This window comes from Nocardia brasiliensis IFM 10847 (assembly GCF_000710915.1).
Classification (GTDB): Bacteria; Actinomycetota; Actinomycetes; order Mycobacteriales; family Mycobacteriaceae; genus Nocardia; species Nocardia brasiliensis_A.
The window spans coordinates 57,659-74,249 of record NZ_BAUA01000196.1; the positions used below are offsets into that span (position 1 = coordinate 57,659).

The following is a 16,591-nucleotide window of genomic DNA, read 5'->3' on the forward strand; positions in this document are numbered from 1 at the left end:
GGTGCTCCTGTCAGAGTTGCGCGCCGAGCTTGTACTCGCCGGGCGCCCGGCCGGTATCGGTGCGGCTGTCCGGCTTTCGGGTGTAGGAGAAGCCGTCGGCGCCGATCGTGACGGCCATCTCCGAATCGTCGGTCCGCGCGGCGATCGGCTGCGGATTGCCGTCCAGGTCCAGGACGAGCGAGGCCTCGGTGTACCAGCTCGGCACCACCGCCGTGCCCCACCAGTCGCGGCGCTGATTGTCGTGCACGTCCCAGGTGACCACCGGATTGTCCGGGTCGCCGGTGTAGTAGTCCTGCGTGTAGATTTCGACGCGGTGCCCGTCGGGGTCGCGCAGGTACAGGTAGAAGGCGTTCGAGACGCCGTGGCGGCCGGGTCCGCGCTCGATCCGGTCGGACAGCCGCAGCGCGCCGAGCTTGTCGCAGATGGCGATGATGTTGTGCTTCTCGTGCGTGGCGAACGCGACGTGGTGCATGCGCGGCCCGTTGCCGCCGGTCATCGCGGTGTCGTGCACCGTGGACTTGCGGCGCAGCCACGCCGCGTACACCGTGCCCGCCGCGTCCTGGATGTCCTCGGTGACCCGGAAACCCAAGTCCTGCATGTACTTCACGGCTCGCGGCACGTCGGGTGTGACCTGGTTGAAGTGGTCGAGCCGGACCAGCGCGCCCGGGGTGTGCAGCTGGTAGTGCCAGGCCAGCCGCTCGACGTGTGCGGCGGCGTAGAAGAACTCGTACGGGAAGCCGAGCGGATCCTCGACCCGCACCGAGTCCCCGATGCCCTTGGTGAAGCCGGTCGCCCGTCGCTCGACGCGGCAGCCCAGCTCGGTGTAGAAGGCCACGGCCCGGTCGAGTTCCGCGGGACCGCGCACGCGGTAGGAGAAGGCCGCGACGGCGGCGATCGGCCCCTTGCGCAGCACGAGGTTGTGGTGGATGAACTCCTCGAACGACCGCAGGTAGACGGTGTTTTCGTCTTCTTCGGTGACCACCAGGCCGAGGACGTCGACATAGAAGTGACGCGAGCGCGCCAGGTCCGTCACGACGAGTTCCATGTAGGCGCAACGCAGCACGTCCGGCGGCGCCGAATCCGGCGTGCGGAGTGGCTCGGCCGAGCGAATCGGATTTTCCGCGGTCACAACAGGTTCGGGGGAGTCGGGAGTGATGGTCACGCTGATTCCTGCTTGCCGAAGGTCGGATTGTGGGCCGGGCCGAGGGTGATGTGCACAGCCTGCTGGTCGGTGTAGAAGTCGATGGAGCGGTAGCCGCCCTCGTGGCCCAGCCCGGAGGCCTTCACGCCGCCGAACGGGGTGCGCAGGTCGCGGACGTTGTTGGAATTGAGCCAGACCATGCCGGCCTCGACCGCCTGCGCGAAGGTGTGCGCGCGTTGCAGATTCGTGGTCCAGACGTAGGCGGCGAGGCCGTACCGGACCCCGTTGGCGAGCGCGAGCGCCTCGGCCTCGGTATCGAACGGTGTGATGGCGACGACCGGGCCGAAGATCTCTTCCTGGAAGATCCGCGCGTCCGGCGCGACGTCGGCGAACACGGTCGGCGCGACGAAGTTTCCGGAGTCGAACCCGTCCGGCCGACCGCCGCCGGCGACCAGGCGCCCCTCGGACCTGCCGATGTCGATATAGCTCATCACCTTGGCGTAATGCTCCGGATGGACCAGCGCGCCCACCTCGGTGGCCGGATCGTGCGGGTAGCCGACGGCCACCCGTTTCGCCTGCGCCGCATAGCGTTCGACGAACTCGTCGTAGATCGATCGTTCGACGAGGATGCGGCTGCCCGCGGTGCACCGCTCGCCGTTGAGCGAGAAGACGCCGAAGATGGTCGCGTCCACGGCGGCGTCGAGGTCGGCGTCGGCGAACACGATCGCGGGGCTCTTGCCGCCCAGCTCCATCGACAGCCCCTTGAGTGACGCGGCGGCGTTGCCGAAGATGATCTGGCCGGTGCGACTCTCGCCGGTGAACGAGATCAACGGCACGTCAGGGTGTTTCACGAGCGCGTCGCCCGCTTCCTCGCCGAGTCCGTTGACGAGGTTGAACACGCCGCGCGGCAGTCCGGCCTCCTCGAAGATCCCGGCCCACAGCGACGCGGACAGGGGAGTGAACTCGGCGGGCTTGAGCACCACGGTGTTTCCGGTGGCCAGCGCGGGCCCCAGCTTCCACGACTCCAGCATGAACGGCGTGTTCCACGGGGTGATCAACCCGGCCACCCCGATCGGCTTGCGGTTGACGTAGTTGAGCTGTTGCCCGGGCACCTTGTAGGTGTCGTCGACCTGGGCGACGACGAGATCGGCGAAGAAGCGGAAGTTCTCGGCCGCGCGGCGGGCCTGGCCGAGCGCCTGGGTGATGGGCAACCCCGAGTCGAACGATTCGAGTTCGGCCAGCCGCGCGTCCCGGGACTCGACGATGTCCGCGATCCGGTACAGGATGCGGGACCGCTCGCGGGGGCGCATGCGCGGCCAGGGTCCGTCGCGAAAAGCGGTGGCCGCGGCGGTCACCGCGCGGTCGATATCGGCTCGCTTGCCCGCGGCCGCCCGGACGTAGACCTCGTTGGTGACCGGGTCCAGGACACCGAAGGTGGCATCGTCGACCGAATCCACGAAGGCGCCGTCGATGTAGTGCTGGATCCGCGTCGGCAGGTCCGCGGGCATGTGCGGGGTGGCGGCAGTGCGCACCGCGTTCGTCATGAACGACTCCAGTTCGGGTTCAGGTGGCCGGTAGGCCGAAAGTCTCGTCGGGGTGTTCGTGGATCAGGTAGGCGTCGAGCGTGGCGGCGCGGTGGCGGCGGGCGACCTTCTCGATCTCGCCGAGCGGTGCGCCGATCTCGATGAGGCGCACGATGTTCTCGTGTTCGCGCACGGATTCGTGCGCCCGCCCGGGGACGAAGGAGAACGTCGAGGACCGCAGGTGCCCCAGGCGGGCCCATTCCGCCTCGACGAGCGTGACGAGGCGGGGATTGACGCACTTGGTGAACAGGATCGAATGGAACTCGTGGTTGAGCGCGGTGAAGGCGCTCGGGTCGAAATCGCCCAGGGACTCGACCATCCGCTCGTTCACCGCTCGCGCGCGGCGCAGGTCGTCTTCGGTCAGGCGGCCCGCGGCGAGCGCCGTCGCCGCGCCTTCCAGCACGCTCAGCGCCTGCATACTGTGCCGGTACTGCGAATCGTCCACCATCGAAACCTGCGCGCCGACATTGCGTTCGAAGGTGACCAGGCCTTCGGCCTCGAGCTGGCGGATCGCTTCGCGCACCGGGACCACGCTCATGTCCAGTTCCTTGGCGATGGTGCTGAGCACCAGCCGGTAACCCGGCGTGTACTCCTGACGCGCGATCCGCTCCTTGAGCCAGTGGTACGCGACCTGTGACTTGCTCTGCGTAGCACTGGGATTCACTGGCTCTTGCGCCATTCTCGGTACCTCGCCTTCCATTCCGCATCGGGGGGAAACAGCCCGTGCACCGGATGGCCGGCACCGACCTGCTCGGCGATCCAGCCATCTTGGATCTCCTGTTCCAGAGCATCGTCGACGACTGCCGCGGCCAGGCCAGGGGGTAGGACGAGCACCCCGTCACTGTCGCCGACGATGATGTCGCCGGGCTGGACGGTGGCGCCGCCGCAACAGATGGTGAGATCGGCGTCCCATGGCACGTGCCTGCGGCCGAGTACCGCGGGATGCGGGCCGGCCGTGAAGACCGGGACACCGATCTCGGCGACCGCGTCGTGATCGCGGACGCCGCCATCGGTCACCACACCCGCTGCCCCGCGCACCTTGGCCCGGAGCGCGAGGATATCGCCGAGCGTGCCCGATCCGGTCTCGCCGCGTGCCTCGATGACTATCACCTCGCCCGGCGCCGCGGTGTCGAAGACCCGCTTCTGCGCGTTGTAACCACCGCCGTGGGCATCGAAGAGGTCCTCTCGATTCGGCACGAACCGCAGTGTGCGTGCGATGCCGACGAGCCGGGCGCCGGGACGCACCGGCCGGACACCGTCGATGGACACATTGTTCAAGCCACGCTTGCGCAGCTGCTGCGACAACGCCGCCACCGGCACCCGGGACAGCTTGTCGCGCAACTCGTCGCAGAGCGCGGCATGCGTCGGGGGCAGCCCGGCGGCGGTACGCGATCCCCAGGCCTCGACCCGCTGGGTGTCATCGATCGACGGGAGTGAGCCGAGCGCGGGGTCGAATTCGTGGCTGCCCTGCTCGACCGTGGTGACCAGTCGCCCGGAGCTGGGCGTCGCCGCCGCGCCGGGCGCGTCGACTTCCACTTCGACCACGTCGCCGGGTACGACAACCGACGATCCGGCCGGGGTGCCGGTGAGGATCACGTCGCCGGGTTCGAGCGTGAAGTGCTGTGAGAGGTCCGCAACCAGTTGGGGGAGTGAGAAAATCAGTCCTGCGGTGTGATCTTCCTGGGCGAGTTCGCCGTTGACCCACGTGCGCACGCGCAGAGCGGCGGGGTCGACGGTCCGCGCATCGATGAGTTCCGGGCCCAGCGGCGTGAATCCGTCGCCGCCCTTGGCGCGCACGTTCGAACCCTTGTCGTTCGCTCTGAGGTCGTACAGGCCGAAATCGTTGCCCGCGGTGACGGAAGCGACGTGCTGCCAAGCAAATTCGATCGGCACCCGGCGGGCCGGGGCGCCGATGATCAGGGCGATCTCGCCTTCGAACGCCAGCAGTTCGGTGCCCGCGGGCCGCTCGACGACACCGCCGCTCGCCGCGACCGAACTGCTCGGCTTCAGGAAATAGGAGGGGTGCGCCGGTCGGCGGCCACGCTGATCCGCACGGGAGGCGTAGCTGAGATGGACGGCGACGATCTTGCCCGGACGGCTGGGCAGCGCGGAAAACCGTTGTGCGCCAGCATCGTTGCCGATCTTCATAAACCTCCTCGACTGCTCTTGCATCGTATTTCAAATCGTATATCATTGGTGAATCGCGTCGCAAGTGACGCAGATCGCATTTCACCGCCGTAGAGCATGTCCGGCATCGAAGGAGTCCCAGATGAGCGCGCCACCCCGGTCTGGGCTGCCGAACCCCCCGTTTGTCAGCGAAACCGACCGCCGCCGAGTCGTTTTCGCGACCGTGGTCGGGACGACGATCGAGTGGTACGACTACTTCATCTACGCGGGGGCTGCCGGACTGGTCTTCGGCAAGCTCTTCTTCCAGCCCGCGGGAGACTCGATCGCGACCCTGCTCTCCTTTCTCACGGTGGGGATCAGTTTCCTGTTCCGCCCGCTCGGCGCGTTCCTGGCCGGTCATTTCGGGGACAGGTACGGCCGCCGCGTCATCCTGATGGTGACGCTGGTGACCATGGGCGCCGCGACCACGCTGATCGGCCTGCTCCCGACCTACGCCACGATCGGTGTCGCCGCTCCCGTCGCGCTGATCCTGCTGCGCATCCTGCAGGGTGTCTCCGCCGGCGGGGAATGGGGCGGGGCCGTGCTCCTGGCCGTCGAGCACGCGCCGTCCGGTAAGCGCGGGGTGTTCGGGGCCGCGCCGCAGGTGGGCGTGCCGCTCGGGCTGCTGCTGGCCTCCGGCGTGCTGGCCCTGATGACGGTGATCGCGCCGGGAGACGCCTTCCTCGAATGGGGTTGGCGCGTCCCGTTCCTGCTGTCGATCGTGCTCATCGTGATCGGCCATTACATCCGCAGGCGCGTCGAGGAGAGTCCGGTCTTCGTGGAACTCGCCGAACGCAGTGAGCGGGCGACCATGCCCGTCCTGGAGCTGTTCCGCAGGCACGGGCTGCTCGTCCTGGTCGCGGCGCTCGTCTTCGCGGGCAACAACGCCGTGGGTTACCTGACGACCGGCGGTTATATCCAGAACTACGCCACCGATATCCACGGGCCGGTCGGCCTCGACCGCGGGCCGGTGCTGTGGGCGGTCGCCGGTTCCGCGGTGACCTGGTTGCTGTGCACCTGGCTCGGCGCCGTGCTCAGCGATCGGATCGGCAGGCGCGCAACCTATCTCATCGGCTGGGTGCTCGTGCTCGCCGCCTTGATCCCGCTCTTCCCGCTGGTGGACACCGGCAATCCCTGGCTGCTCTGCGGTGGACTCGCGCTGCTGACGGTGGGCCTCGGCTTCACCTACGGCCCGCAGGCCGCGCTCTACGCCGAGCTGTTTCCGGCCTCGGTCCGGTTCTCCGGCGTCGCGGTGTCCTACGCGCTCGGGGCGATCCTCGGCGGTGCGTTCGCGCCGACGATCGCCACGGCGCTCGTCCGGGCCACCGGCACGACCACCTCGGTCGTGCTCTATCTCGGCGGGTTCGTGCTGCTGAGCCTGGTGGCGACCGCGGTCCTGCGCGATCGCAGCGGAATCCCGCTGGGCCCGGATCACGAAGCGGCACAGGCGATCAGCCCTATCAGAGGAATGACGAGGGTCTGAACAATGCAGTTCCACCATTACGGATACGTGTCCACCGATCCGCGCGTCCAACCGGCCGCGGGCGTCGGCCTGGACCGTCCGGACGAACTGCCCGACGAGGTGGACGTGCTGATCGTGGGCACCGGCCCGGCCGGCATGATCGCCGCCGCGCAACTGGCGCAGTTTCCCACCGTCGTCACCCGGATCATCGAACGGCGCCCGGGCCGGCTCGCCATCGGACAGGCCGACGGCATCCAGGCGCGCAGCGTGGAGACGTTCCAGGCGTTCGGGTTCGCCGAACGCATCATCGCCGAGGCGTTCCGCATCACCGAGATGACGTTCTGGAAACCGGATCCCGCGGATCGGTCCCGGATCGTCCGCGCCGCGCGGACCCAGGACGATCCGACCGGGATCAGCGAGTTCCCGCATCTGCTGGTGAACCAGGCACGGGTACTCGACTACTTCGCCGAGTCGATGCGCAACGCCCCCACCCGGATGCGGCCCGACTACGGCTACGAGTTCCGCGACCTGGAACTCACCGGCGGCGCGTATCCGGTGGTGGTCACGCTGGCGCACTCGGCGGGCGAACGCGACGGACAGTTGCGGACGGTGCGCGCGAAGTATGTGGTCGGCGCGGACGGCGCGCACAGTCGGGTGCGTGCGTGTATCGGATGTGTCCCGCAGGGCGACAAGGCTTTCCACGCCTGGGGCGTGATGGATGTGCTGGCCGTGACGGACTTTCCGGATATCCGCACCAAGTGCGCCATCCAGTCCGGTTCCGGCGGCAGCATCCTGCACATCCCGCGCGAGGGCGGCTATCTGTTCCGCATGTATGTCGACCTGGGTGAAGTCCCCGCGGACGACAACGGCAAGGTGCGTGCCACCGGCATCGAGGCGATCATCGAACAGGCCAACGCGATCCTGCATCCCTACACGCTCGACGTTCGGCATGTCGCGTGGCACAGCGTCTACGAGGTCGGCCATCGGGTGACCGATCGCTTCGACGATGTGCCGCTCGACGAGCTGGGCAGCCGCACGCCTCGAGTGTTCATCACCGGCGACGCCTGTCACACGCACAGCGCGAAGGCCGGTCAGGGCATGAACGTCTCGATGCAGGACGGCTTCAACCTCGGCTGGAAACTGGGCTACGTGCTCGCGGGCCGAAGTCCCGTGGCGCTGCTGGCGACGTATTCGGCTGAACGGCAAGTGATCGCGCGCAAGCTCATCGACTTCGACCGCGAATGGTCGAGCATGATGGCCAAGCGTCCGGAGGAGTTCGAGTCGCCTTCCGAATTAGAGGACTTCTACGTCAAAACGGCGGAATTTCCTGCCGGATTCATGACGGAGTATCAAGCCTCCATGATCGTCGGTGACCGGACCCGGCAACATCTCGCACCCGGATTTCCGATCGGAAAACGCTTCAAATCGGCGCCGGTGGTCCGGGTCGCCGACGCGAACCCGGTGCACCTGGGGCATCACCATCGCGCCGATGGCCGTTGGCGCATATACGTTTTCGCAGCCGATACAGCCGCGGGGACCGCGCTGGACGGATGGGCGCAGTGGCTTGCCACCTCGCCCACCTCGCCCGTGGTCGCGTACACACCGAAGGACGCCGATGTCGACAGCGTCTTCGACGTGAAGGTGATCTACCGGCAGGCGCATACGGAGGTCGACCTCGCGGTGGTGCCGAGGACGTTCCTGCCGACGGTCGGACCGTTCCGGGTGGTCGACTACGAAAAGGTGTACGCGATCGACCCGCAGGTCGACATCTTCGCCGAGCGCGGCATCGACAGCGGCGGCGCCGTGATCGTCGTGCGCCCCGATCAGTATGTGGCGGCGGTTCTTCCGCTCACGGCGACCACGGAGCTGGCCGAATTCTTCGGCCGTAACCTGCTTTCCCCGCACGTTCCCGCGGCAGCGGTCGAGGAATTCGCGAAGGACGAAGCGTGACCAGAAAGAGCCCGGCGTCGAACGAGCCGGTCCGGCACGACGATCGGTTGCGCCGCGGTTCGCTCGGCGTGTTCGGCGTGACGTTCTTCGTCATCTCGGCGGCCGCGCCGCTGACCGCGATGGCGGGCGGTGCGCCGGTGGCGATGCTGCTCGGCAACGGGCCGGGCGTGCCGGGCGCCTACATCCTGACCGCGAGCACGCTCCTGGTGTTCGCCATCGGCTATACGGCGATGGCCCGTCATCACATCAGCACCGGCGCGTTCTACTCCTACGTCACCCGCGGCCTCGGTCCGCAATGCGGTGGTGCGGCAGCGTATCTCGCGTTGCTGAGCTACAACGCCATGCAGATCGGCCTCTGGGGCCTCTTCGGCGCCGCGACCGGTGGTTTCGTGGCCGACGAATTCGGGCTCACGATCGACTGGTGGGTGTACGCGCTGCTCGGCATCGCCCTCGTCGCGGTGCTCGGGTACCGGCAGATCGATCTCTCGGTCAAGATGTTGTCGGTGCTGGTGGCCGCCGAGTTTCTCGTCGTTCTCGTGCTGGCCGCCGTGATCGCCTGGCGCGGCGGCACCTTCGCCGGCACGGCACTGAGCAGCGCGCCGCTGACGCCTAGCGCGCTGACCAGCGGCTCCCTGCCGATCGCGCTGCTGTTCTGTTTCGCGTCGTTCGTCGGCTTCGAGGCCACCGCGATCTACGGCGAGGAAACCGCGGACCCGAAGCGGACCGTGCCGCGCGCGACGTTTCTGTCCGTCCTCACGATCGGCGTCGTCTACACCGTCGTCACCTTCCTGATGATCAACGGTGCGGGCGTGGACAATACGCGCGGCTTCATCGAAAAGCTCACGGACCCGACGACATTTCTGTTCGAGCTCGGCGATTCCTATATCGGATCCTGGTTCACCACGATCATGCGCCTGCTGTTCTGCACGAGCGTCTTCGCGGCCGTGCTCGCCTTCCACAACGCGGTGGCCCGCTACACCTATGCGCTCGGCCGGGAAGGCCTGCTGCCGGACCGTGCGGGCCGGACCCATGTCGCGCACCGGAGCCCGCACGTCGGGTCGGTGGCGCAGTCGGTGCTGGCGCTACTGGTGCTCGCGGTTTTCGCAATGACCGGCCAGGATCCGGTGCGCGCGCTGTTCACCTGGCTGACCAACCTCGGCACGCTGGGGGTGATCGCCCTGATGGCCGCGTGCTCGTTCGCCGTCGTCGCGTTCTTTCGCAGGAACCGCGACCTGGATAGCAACGTGGTCCGAACGCTCGTCGCGCCGGTCGTCGCGGGCACGGCATTGATCGCCGTACTCGGATACGGGATAGGGAATTTCGACCTGCTGATCAGTTCCGGCGGGGTCCTCGTCTGGCTACTGCCCAGCCTGCTGCTGGTCGCTGCGGCGCTCGGAGTCGCTGCGGCACTTCGGCTTCGAATACGCGCCCCGCAGCGGTACGCGGAGATGGGACGTCACTATGTCTGATACAGATTCGGCCCAGCTGCACATCGACGCGACGGTGTGGACCGCCGACGAGTCGGTACCCCGAGCCTCATCGTTTCTGGTCCGCAACGGGATCATCGCCGCGGTGGACCCCGCCGCCGAGCTGCTGACCGGGCGGGAGACCGTGGTGGAACACGGCGGCGCGTTCGTCCTGCCGGGGTTCGGGGATGTGCACACCCACCATCTCCTGGCCGGCCGCGCCGACCTCTACGAGTTGTCGTTGCGCGCCACCGACTCGCTCGATGCGGTGCTCGGAGCCGTCGCGGACTGGGCGGCGGGTCTCGAACCCGACGCCTGGGTCGTCGGCGGTGGCTGGGGAAGCACGCTGGCGGAGACGATTTCGAGCGAGGATGTGCTGCGCCGGCTCGACCGGGCGGCCGGGGGACGCCCGGTGCTGCTGCGCGACGACAGTTGTCACAATCGCTGGGTCAGCTCGCGCGCCATGGAACTCGCGGGCATCGACGGCGCGGGCCCGGATCCCGCGGACGGCGCCGTCGTGCGTGATCGGGTGACGGGAGCGCCCGCCGGACTGCTCATCGAGTCCGCGCTCATCCCGGTGGAGCGGGCGTACGCGACGGTACTGGGCGACAGCACCGCCCGGGACGCGGCCGGGTGCCGCCGGGCCGTCGAGATGCTGCACGGCTACGGCATCACGCACTTTCAGGATGCGGCGGCGTCGTTGCCGATGCTGCGCGCGCTCGCCGATCTCGACAATCGTGGCGACCTGAACGCGTGGGTGGTGACGTCGGCGCAGATCAACGACCGGATCTTCGGGACGCACCCGATCGGCGCCGCGCTGCTCGAGGTCGCCGAGCAGTATCGAACCACCCATCACCGGCCCGATTTCGTGAAGATCTTCCTCGACGGCGTCCCCACCTCGCGCACCGCGTTGTTCCTGGAGCCGTACCTGCCCGACGCCGAGCACGGGAACGCCTGGGTGGGGGAGAGCGCGATGACACCCGCCGAACTGAGCGGCTGGCTCCTCGAAGTGGCCGGGCGCGGGCTCGGCGCCAAAGTGCACTGCACCGGCGACGGTGCGGTGCGCATGCTGCTCGACGCGGTGGCCGAGATCCGCGCCGCCGGGTACGCGGACACGATCGTGCAACTGGCACACGGTGAATACATCGCCGACACGGATCTGCCGCGCCTCGCCGAGTTGCGGGTCGTCGCGGATCTCTCACCGCCGCTGTGGTTTCCGGGTGTCATCTTCGAGGCGCACTGCCACTGCCTGCCGCGCGAGCGCGCGAACCGGATGTGCCCCAACCGGACACTGCTCGACTCCGGCGTGCTGCTGGCCGGCGGTTCGGACTGGCCGGTCACGCCGAGCCCGAATCCGTGGATCGGAATCCAGGGTCTGATCACCCGTGCCGACCCTATCGGCCTGTACCCCGGCACCCTGGGCCTCGAGCAAGCGCTGACGTTGACCGAGGCGCTGCGCGCGTACACGGTGGGCGTGGCCCGCGCGAGCGGGCTCGGCGCGGTCACCGGGTCGCTCACGCCGGGCAAGTCCGCCGACTTCACCGTGCTGGACCGGGATCCGTTCGAGACCGACCCGACCGCTCTGATCGAAACGAAGTCCGTCGCAACCTGGTTCGCCGGACGCGCGGTCCAGCACGCGGCGTCGTGACCGCGAAAAGGCAAGGAATACGCATGGATAAGCCCTCGATCGACTTTCTCTACCTGTCCGAGCCGGACATGATCGCGGCGGGCGTGACCGATATGGCCGCCTGCGTCGACGCCATGCAGGAGACCTTCGTGCTGCTGCACCAGGGCGATTACCGCATGGCGGGCCCGAACAGCGACTCGCACGGCGCCATGATCACCTTTCCGGACGACTCGCCGTTCCCGGCCATGCCCGCCAATACCGCGGAGCGACGGTTCATGGCGATGCCCGCTTACCTCGGCGGCAGTTTCGGCACCGCCGGGATGAAGTGGTACGGATCGAATATCGCCAACCGCGCCAGGGGATTGCCGCGGTCGATCCTCATGTTCCTGCTCAGCGACACCGACACCGGCGCACCACTGGCGCTGATGTCGGCGAATCTGTTGTCCGCGTACCGAACCGGCGCGGTGCCGGGCGTGGGCGCGCGCCTGCTGGCGCGCCGTGACTCGCGCGTGGTCGGCCTCGTCGGTCCCGGCGTCATGGCCCGCACGTCGCTCGCCGCGTTCGTCGCCGCGTGCCCGGACCTCGCGGTCGTCAAGATCAAAGGCCGCGGGCAGGGGAGCATCACCGCGTTCCGCGAGTGGGTCGCCAAGGAGTATCCCCAGCTGGAGACGATCGTCGTGGACACGAACGAGGAAGCGGTCCGCGACAGCGATATCGTCACCTACTGCACCACCGGCGTGCCCGGCGATCCGGCGAATTACCCACTGGTCGCGCGGGATTGGGTGCGACCGGGCGCGTTCCTGAGCATGCCCGCACCGTGCGATATCGACACGGGCATGCAGGCGCCGGAGGTCCGCAAGGTCGTCGACAACATCCGGCTCTACCAGGCGTGGGCCGAGGAAGTCGGCCATCCGTCGCATCGCCGGATCCCGATCATCGGTTGCAAGTTCATGGACATGATCCAGGCCGGTGTGATGGACCGGAGCGATCTGGTGGATCTCGGCGCGATCGCCGCCGGGGCCGCGACCGGACGCCGCACCGACGACGAGATCGTGCTGCTCTCGGTCGGCGGCATGCCGGTCGAGGATGTCGCCTGGGGCACCGTGGTGTACCGCAACGCCGTGCGGCGGGGGATCGGTACCACGTTGAACCTTTGGCAATCGCCCGAATTGGCATGAGAGGCCGAACCATGGATGCGGATGTGATCGTCGTCGGACTCGGCAGCGCCGGTTCGATGGCGTTGTGGCAGTTGGCCAAACGCGGGCTCGACGTGATCGGTATCGAACAGTTCGGCATCGGTCACGCCCGCGGTTCATACGCGGGCGACTCCCGCTTGTTCCGCTCGGCCGTGCACGAAGGTCCGCGGTATGTGCCGCGGCTGCGGCGTGCGCGCGAACTGTGGCTGGAGCTGGAGCGCGAGACGGGCCGGACGCTGTACGACGAGTGCGGTGCGCTGCAGATCGGTACGGCGGGCTCGGGCGGTATCGCCAAGTCCATCGCCTCGGCCGAGCAATTCGAGTTGCCGTACGAGGTGCTGGACGCGCCGGCGTTGCGGGCGCGCTACCCGCAGCACCGGGTCGACGACGACACCGTCGCCGTGCTGGACCGGCACGCGGGCAGCCTCTATCCGGAGGCGAGCGTGCTGGCCGCCGTGCTGGCGGCCAGATCGCACGGTGCGCGCGTGCTGACCAACGCCGTGGTCACCGACTTCGACGAGCAGGGCGGCGGGCTGGAGGTGGTGACGCCCGACGTGCGGCTCACCTGCGCCAAGGTGGTGGTGGCCACGGGCTCGTGGACGCTGCGGCTGCGCCCCGACCTCAGGGGATTTCTGCAGATTCTGCCGCTGTCGCTCACCTGGTTCATGCCGCATCATCCCGAGATGTTCGGCTCCGACCGCTTTCCGGTGTTCATCCGTGACGCGGACGGGGTGCATCTGTACGGGACGCCCAGTCACGACTCTTACAGCGTGAAGGTGGCGACCGAACCGCTGTGGCCCGCTATCGCCTCGCCGGACGACATTCCCGTGTTCAGCCGGGAGGACCTGCGCCGAATAGGCAGGTGGGCAACAGATTTCATACCCGACCTCAACCCTGAACCGGTGCGCTACTCGATGCATCACGACCTCTGCGCGCCCGGTGACCTGCCGCTGGTGGATCTCGACGAAGACACCGGAATGCTGCTGCTGACCGCGTTCTCGGGGCGCGGCTTCAAATTCGCGCCGGTCTTCGGTGAGATCGCCGCAGATCTGCTCACCGGCGCCCGGAACGACCTCTGGGACAGCAATTTCGCGCTGTCCACGCACCCGAGGTGAGTGCGGGTGCCCGACTACGAACTGCAGGCCGACTACATCGTCGTCGGCGCGGGCACGGCCGGCTCGGTGCTGGCGCGCCGGCTGCTCGAACGCACCGACGCCACCGTCCTGGTCTTGGAAGCCGGTGGCCCCGACACCAATCCGGCCATCCGCGACCCGCTGCGAATGCACGAGCTGTGGCACGCGAGCGAGGATTGGGACTACTTCAGCGTCGCGCAGCCGCACGCGGCCGGCCGTCGCCTGCACCTGCCGCGCGGCCGGGTGCTCGGTGGATCGCACGCCCTCAATGCGACCATCTACGTGCGCGGCAACCCGGCCGACTACGACTCCTGGGCGGCCGGAAGTGGGGCCGCCGGCTGGTCGTGGCGCGAGATCGAATCGCTGTTCCGGCGTATCGAGCGCTACGACCGCGACTGCGGCGGTAAAGGCACCGCCGGACTGCTCGACGTGCTCAGCGACTATGCGATCGATCCGATCCAGGAGGCCGTTCTCGCCGCGGCCGGGCAGGTAGGGATAGCGGCCAATCCCGACTACAACAGCGGAGTGCAGGACGGCGCGGGGCGTGCGCACTTCACCCTGCGTGACGGCATGCGCCTGACCACCGCCGAGGCCTATCTCAAACCGGCGCTGGGCAATTCCCGGTTGTCGGTGCGTACCGGCGCGCAGGTGCATCGCGTCTTGACCCGCCGGGGCCGCGCCTACGGTGTGGCCGGGACTATCGACGGCCGTGCGTTCCGTGCTTCGGCGCAGGCGGAGGTGGTGCTGACGGCGGGCGCGATCGATTCGGCCGCGCTGCTGCTGCGCTCGGGCCTCGGCCCGGCCGCGGAACTGCGGGCGGTCGGCATCGAGCCGGTCGCGGATCTGCCCGGCGTCGGCCGGAATCTGGTGGATCACTGGCTCGTGCCGGTGCTCTTCAGCGCCGAACGCGATATCGTACACACGCCGGGGTTACCGCACGCACAGACCCAATTGTTCTGGCGCAGTAAGCCAGAACTGTCGGTGCCCGACGTGCAGCCGCTGCATTTCAGCGTTGCGCTGTATGACCGGTCGTGGATGTCGGGGCCGGACAACGGGTTCTCGCTCATGGCCGGGCTGATCCGGCCCGCCAGTGTCGGGCGGCTCACCGTGGCCGGCGCCGAAGGTCCGACGCTGATCGACCCGAAAGTGCTTTCGGCAGCCGCGGATCTGGATCGGCTGGTCGCCGCGGTCACGCTGTGCCGGCAGATCGGCGCCGCGCCCGCCCTGCGGGAGTGGGGAGCGGCCGAGCGGTATCCGGGGCCGCGGGTGCGTTCCCGCGCGGACCTGCGGGACTACATCCGGCGCACGGTGCTCACCTACCACCACATGTGCGGCACCTGTGCACTCGGCGTGGGACCGCAAGCCGTGGTGGATCCCGCGCTGCGGGTGCACGCCGTCGCGGGCCTGCGGGTGGCGGACGCCTCGGTGATGCCGACCATCACGACCGGCAACACCAACGCGCCCGCCATGGTGATCGCCGAGCGGGCCGCCGACCTGATCGCGCCCGCGCCCGCGCTGCGGGGCCGATGATGGTGACCCGCATCGACTCCGCGACCAAGGGCCGTGCCCCCGCCCGTCCGGACTCGCCACTGGACATCGTGGTCGACGACGCGGCGCATTTTCGTGGCCGTATCCGCGGGCACGTCGCGGGGGAGTTGGTGTTCGCGGAGGTCTCCGCGATCCCGCATCGGGCCGACGGCACGGCCCGCGCGCGGGCCGAAGCGTATTACAAAGTGCTGGTGCCGGTCCGGGGATCCTGCGTGCTGAGCCAAGCCGGTCGGCAGGTGCGCCTGGGCACGAACGACGTCGCGGTGCTGGATACCGCGCAGCCGTATTCGGTGCTGTTCGACGCCGCGTGCCGGTTACAGGTCGCGGCGTTTCCGCGCCGCGTACTGCGCCTGCCCGCCGCCGGAGTCGAGGCGAGCACCGCGACGGTGCTGGCCCGGCGGCATCCCGCGACCGCGCTGCTGTCGACACTGTTGTCCGGAATGACCGCCAGGACCACTGAATTGGGCACGATCGAGCTGCTCCGGTTGGCCGATATCGTCGTCGATCTGGTGGCGACTGTGCTGGCCGCGCACGCCGACGAGGATCCGGCGGCGACCGCCGTCGGACAGCAGGCGGTGTTGGCGCGGGTCAAGGCGTTTCTCGAAGACCATCTCGACGATCCGGACCTTTCCCCGGCGATGGCGGCCGAGGCCGCGCATCTCTCGGTCGGCTACCTGCACAAGCTGTTTCGCGCGGAGGGTGCCACGGTGTGCGGTTGGATCCGGCAGCGACGGCTGGAGTACTGCCGCGCCGATCTGACCGATCCCGCGCTGTACGGGCTCGCGGTCGGGGCGGTCGCGGCGCGCCGGGGATTCGTCGACGCGGCACACTTCAGCAGGCTGTTCAAGCTGACCTACGGTGTGCCGCCCCGCGAATACCGAATCCTCAACGGGAGAGGGAACTTTCCGGCTGGCTAACTTCGCATCGCGGCTTGCACGGCGGCGGTGTCGGTGAATTGCTCGAAGCGCTCGACGGTCCCGTTCGACAATCGCCACACGTGCACGAAGCGCGCGGCCATCGCCTGTCCGGTCGCCCGGAAAGTGCCCGAGTAGGTGCCGATCCCGATGACGATGCCGTCCGAGCCGCCCGCGATCTCCTCGACGGTGGCCGTGTAGCCGTCCCATTCGGCGGCGATCCGCGCGAAGACGTTGTCGCGCACCGCGTCCGGGCCGATATAGGTGCCCGCGTAAGGGAAGCCCGCCATCTCGGTCCAGGCCACGTTCGCGGCCAGCGGAGCCAGCATGCCGGGCAGGTCACCACGGTCGGAGGCGGCGTAGTGGGCCTTGATCACCTCGAGGTCACGGTTCATGTCGTCGCTC

Annotated in this window: 13 protein-coding genes; 8 read left to right on the top strand and 5 right to left on the bottom strand. The window is 68.5% G+C overall.

The genetic code is table 11. The annotated features are described in order from the left end of the window. Positions 1-10 precede the first annotated feature (10 nt). The 4 genes from hpaD to NBRGI_RS38885 are packed head-to-tail and all read right to left on the bottom strand — an operon-like array spanning position 11 to position 4,872. Positions 11-1,129: a 3,4-dihydroxyphenylacetate 2,3-dioxygenase gene (hpaD, locus tag NBRGI_RS38870; protein ID WP_268808465.1), complete on the bottom strand. Its 1,119-nt coding sequence runs from the start codon at positions 1,127-1,129 to the stop codon at positions 11-13. A 29-nt stretch (positions 1,130-1,158) separates the two neighbouring features. Further along, complete coding sequence (gene hpaE, locus NBRGI_RS38875; protein ID WP_029902673.1) at positions 1,159-2,685, bottom strand: 5-carboxymethyl-2-hydroxymuconate semialdehyde dehydrogenase; 1,527 nt, start codon at positions 2,683-2,685, stop codon at positions 1,159-1,161. A 19-nt stretch (positions 2,686-2,704) separates the two neighbouring features. After that, positions 2,705-3,403 (bottom strand): GntR family transcriptional regulator, encoded by a 699-nt coding sequence (locus NBRGI_RS38880; RefSeq protein ID WP_029902675.1) that lies wholly within the window; start codon positions 3,401-3,403, stop codon positions 2,705-2,707. Continuing rightward, entirely contained in the window at positions 3,385-4,872 is a 1,488-nt protein-coding gene (locus NBRGI_RS38885) for a fumarylacetoacetate hydrolase family protein (protein WP_029902678.1), read from the bottom strand. The genes NBRGI_RS38880 and NBRGI_RS38885 overlap by 19 nt, the downstream gene beginning before the upstream one ends. A 121-nt stretch (positions 4,873-4,993) precedes the next feature. On the opposite strand from NBRGI_RS38885, the gene NBRGI_RS38890 reads away from it, so the two are divergent. From NBRGI_RS38890 to NBRGI_RS38925, 8 genes are read left to right on the top strand one after another with little or no spacing between them, the layout of a single operon-like run. Next, a complete protein-coding gene (locus NBRGI_RS38890; protein ID WP_029902680.1) occupies positions 4,994-6,373 on the top strand; it encodes an MFS transporter in 1,380 nt (459 codons plus the stop codon). A gap of 3 nt (positions 6,374-6,376) precedes the next feature. Further along, positions 6,377-8,302 (top strand): FAD-binding monooxygenase, encoded by a 1,926-nt coding sequence (locus tag NBRGI_RS38895; RefSeq protein ID WP_029902681.1) that lies wholly within the window; start codon positions 6,377-6,379, stop codon positions 8,300-8,302. Next, on the top strand, positions 8,299-9,771 hold the full coding sequence (locus NBRGI_RS38900; protein WP_029902682.1) for an APC family permease: 1,473 nt from the start codon (positions 8,299-8,301) through the stop codon (positions 9,769-9,771). The genes NBRGI_RS38895 and NBRGI_RS38900 overlap by 4 nt, the downstream gene beginning before the upstream one ends. Further along, positions 9,764-11,416 (top strand): amidohydrolase, encoded by a 1,653-nt coding sequence (locus NBRGI_RS38905; RefSeq protein WP_029902683.1) that lies wholly within the window; start codon positions 9,764-9,766, stop codon positions 11,414-11,416. The genes NBRGI_RS38900 and NBRGI_RS38905 overlap by 8 nt, the downstream gene beginning before the upstream one ends. A 23-nt stretch (positions 11,417-11,439) precedes the next feature. Beyond that, positions 11,440-12,573: a tyramine oxidase subunit B gene (locus NBRGI_RS38910; RefSeq protein ID WP_029902684.1), complete on the top strand. Its 1,134-nt coding sequence runs from the start codon at positions 11,440-11,442 to the stop codon at positions 12,571-12,573. Between the two features lie 11 nt (positions 12,574-12,584). Further along, positions 12,585-13,706 carry an N-methyl-L-tryptophan oxidase gene (gene solA / locus NBRGI_RS38915; protein WP_029902685.1) on the top strand — a complete coding sequence of 374 codons (1,122 nt, stop codon included), beginning with the start codon at positions 12,585-12,587 and terminating at the stop codon, positions 13,704-13,706. A gap of 6 nt (positions 13,707-13,712) precedes the next feature. Next, positions 13,713-15,254 (top strand): GMC family oxidoreductase, encoded by a 1,542-nt coding sequence (locus NBRGI_RS38920; RefSeq protein WP_029902686.1) that lies wholly within the window; start codon positions 13,713-13,715, stop codon positions 15,252-15,254. Next, positions 15,254-16,189 (top strand): helix-turn-helix domain-containing protein, encoded by a 936-nt coding sequence (locus tag NBRGI_RS38925; RefSeq protein ID WP_051728367.1) that lies wholly within the window; start codon positions 15,254-15,256, stop codon positions 16,187-16,189. Before NBRGI_RS38920 ends, NBRGI_RS38925 begins: the two co-directional genes overlap by 1 nt. Here the strand turns inward: NBRGI_RS38925 and NBRGI_RS38930 are convergent. Then, positions 16,186-16,581 (bottom strand): nuclear transport factor 2 family protein, encoded by a 396-nt coding sequence (locus tag NBRGI_RS38930; RefSeq protein WP_029902689.1) that lies wholly within the window; start codon positions 16,579-16,581, stop codon positions 16,186-16,188. The two genes, NBRGI_RS38925 and NBRGI_RS38930, sit on opposite strands and share 4 nt — an antisense overlap. Between the last annotated feature and the right edge of the window lie 10 nt (positions 16,582-16,591).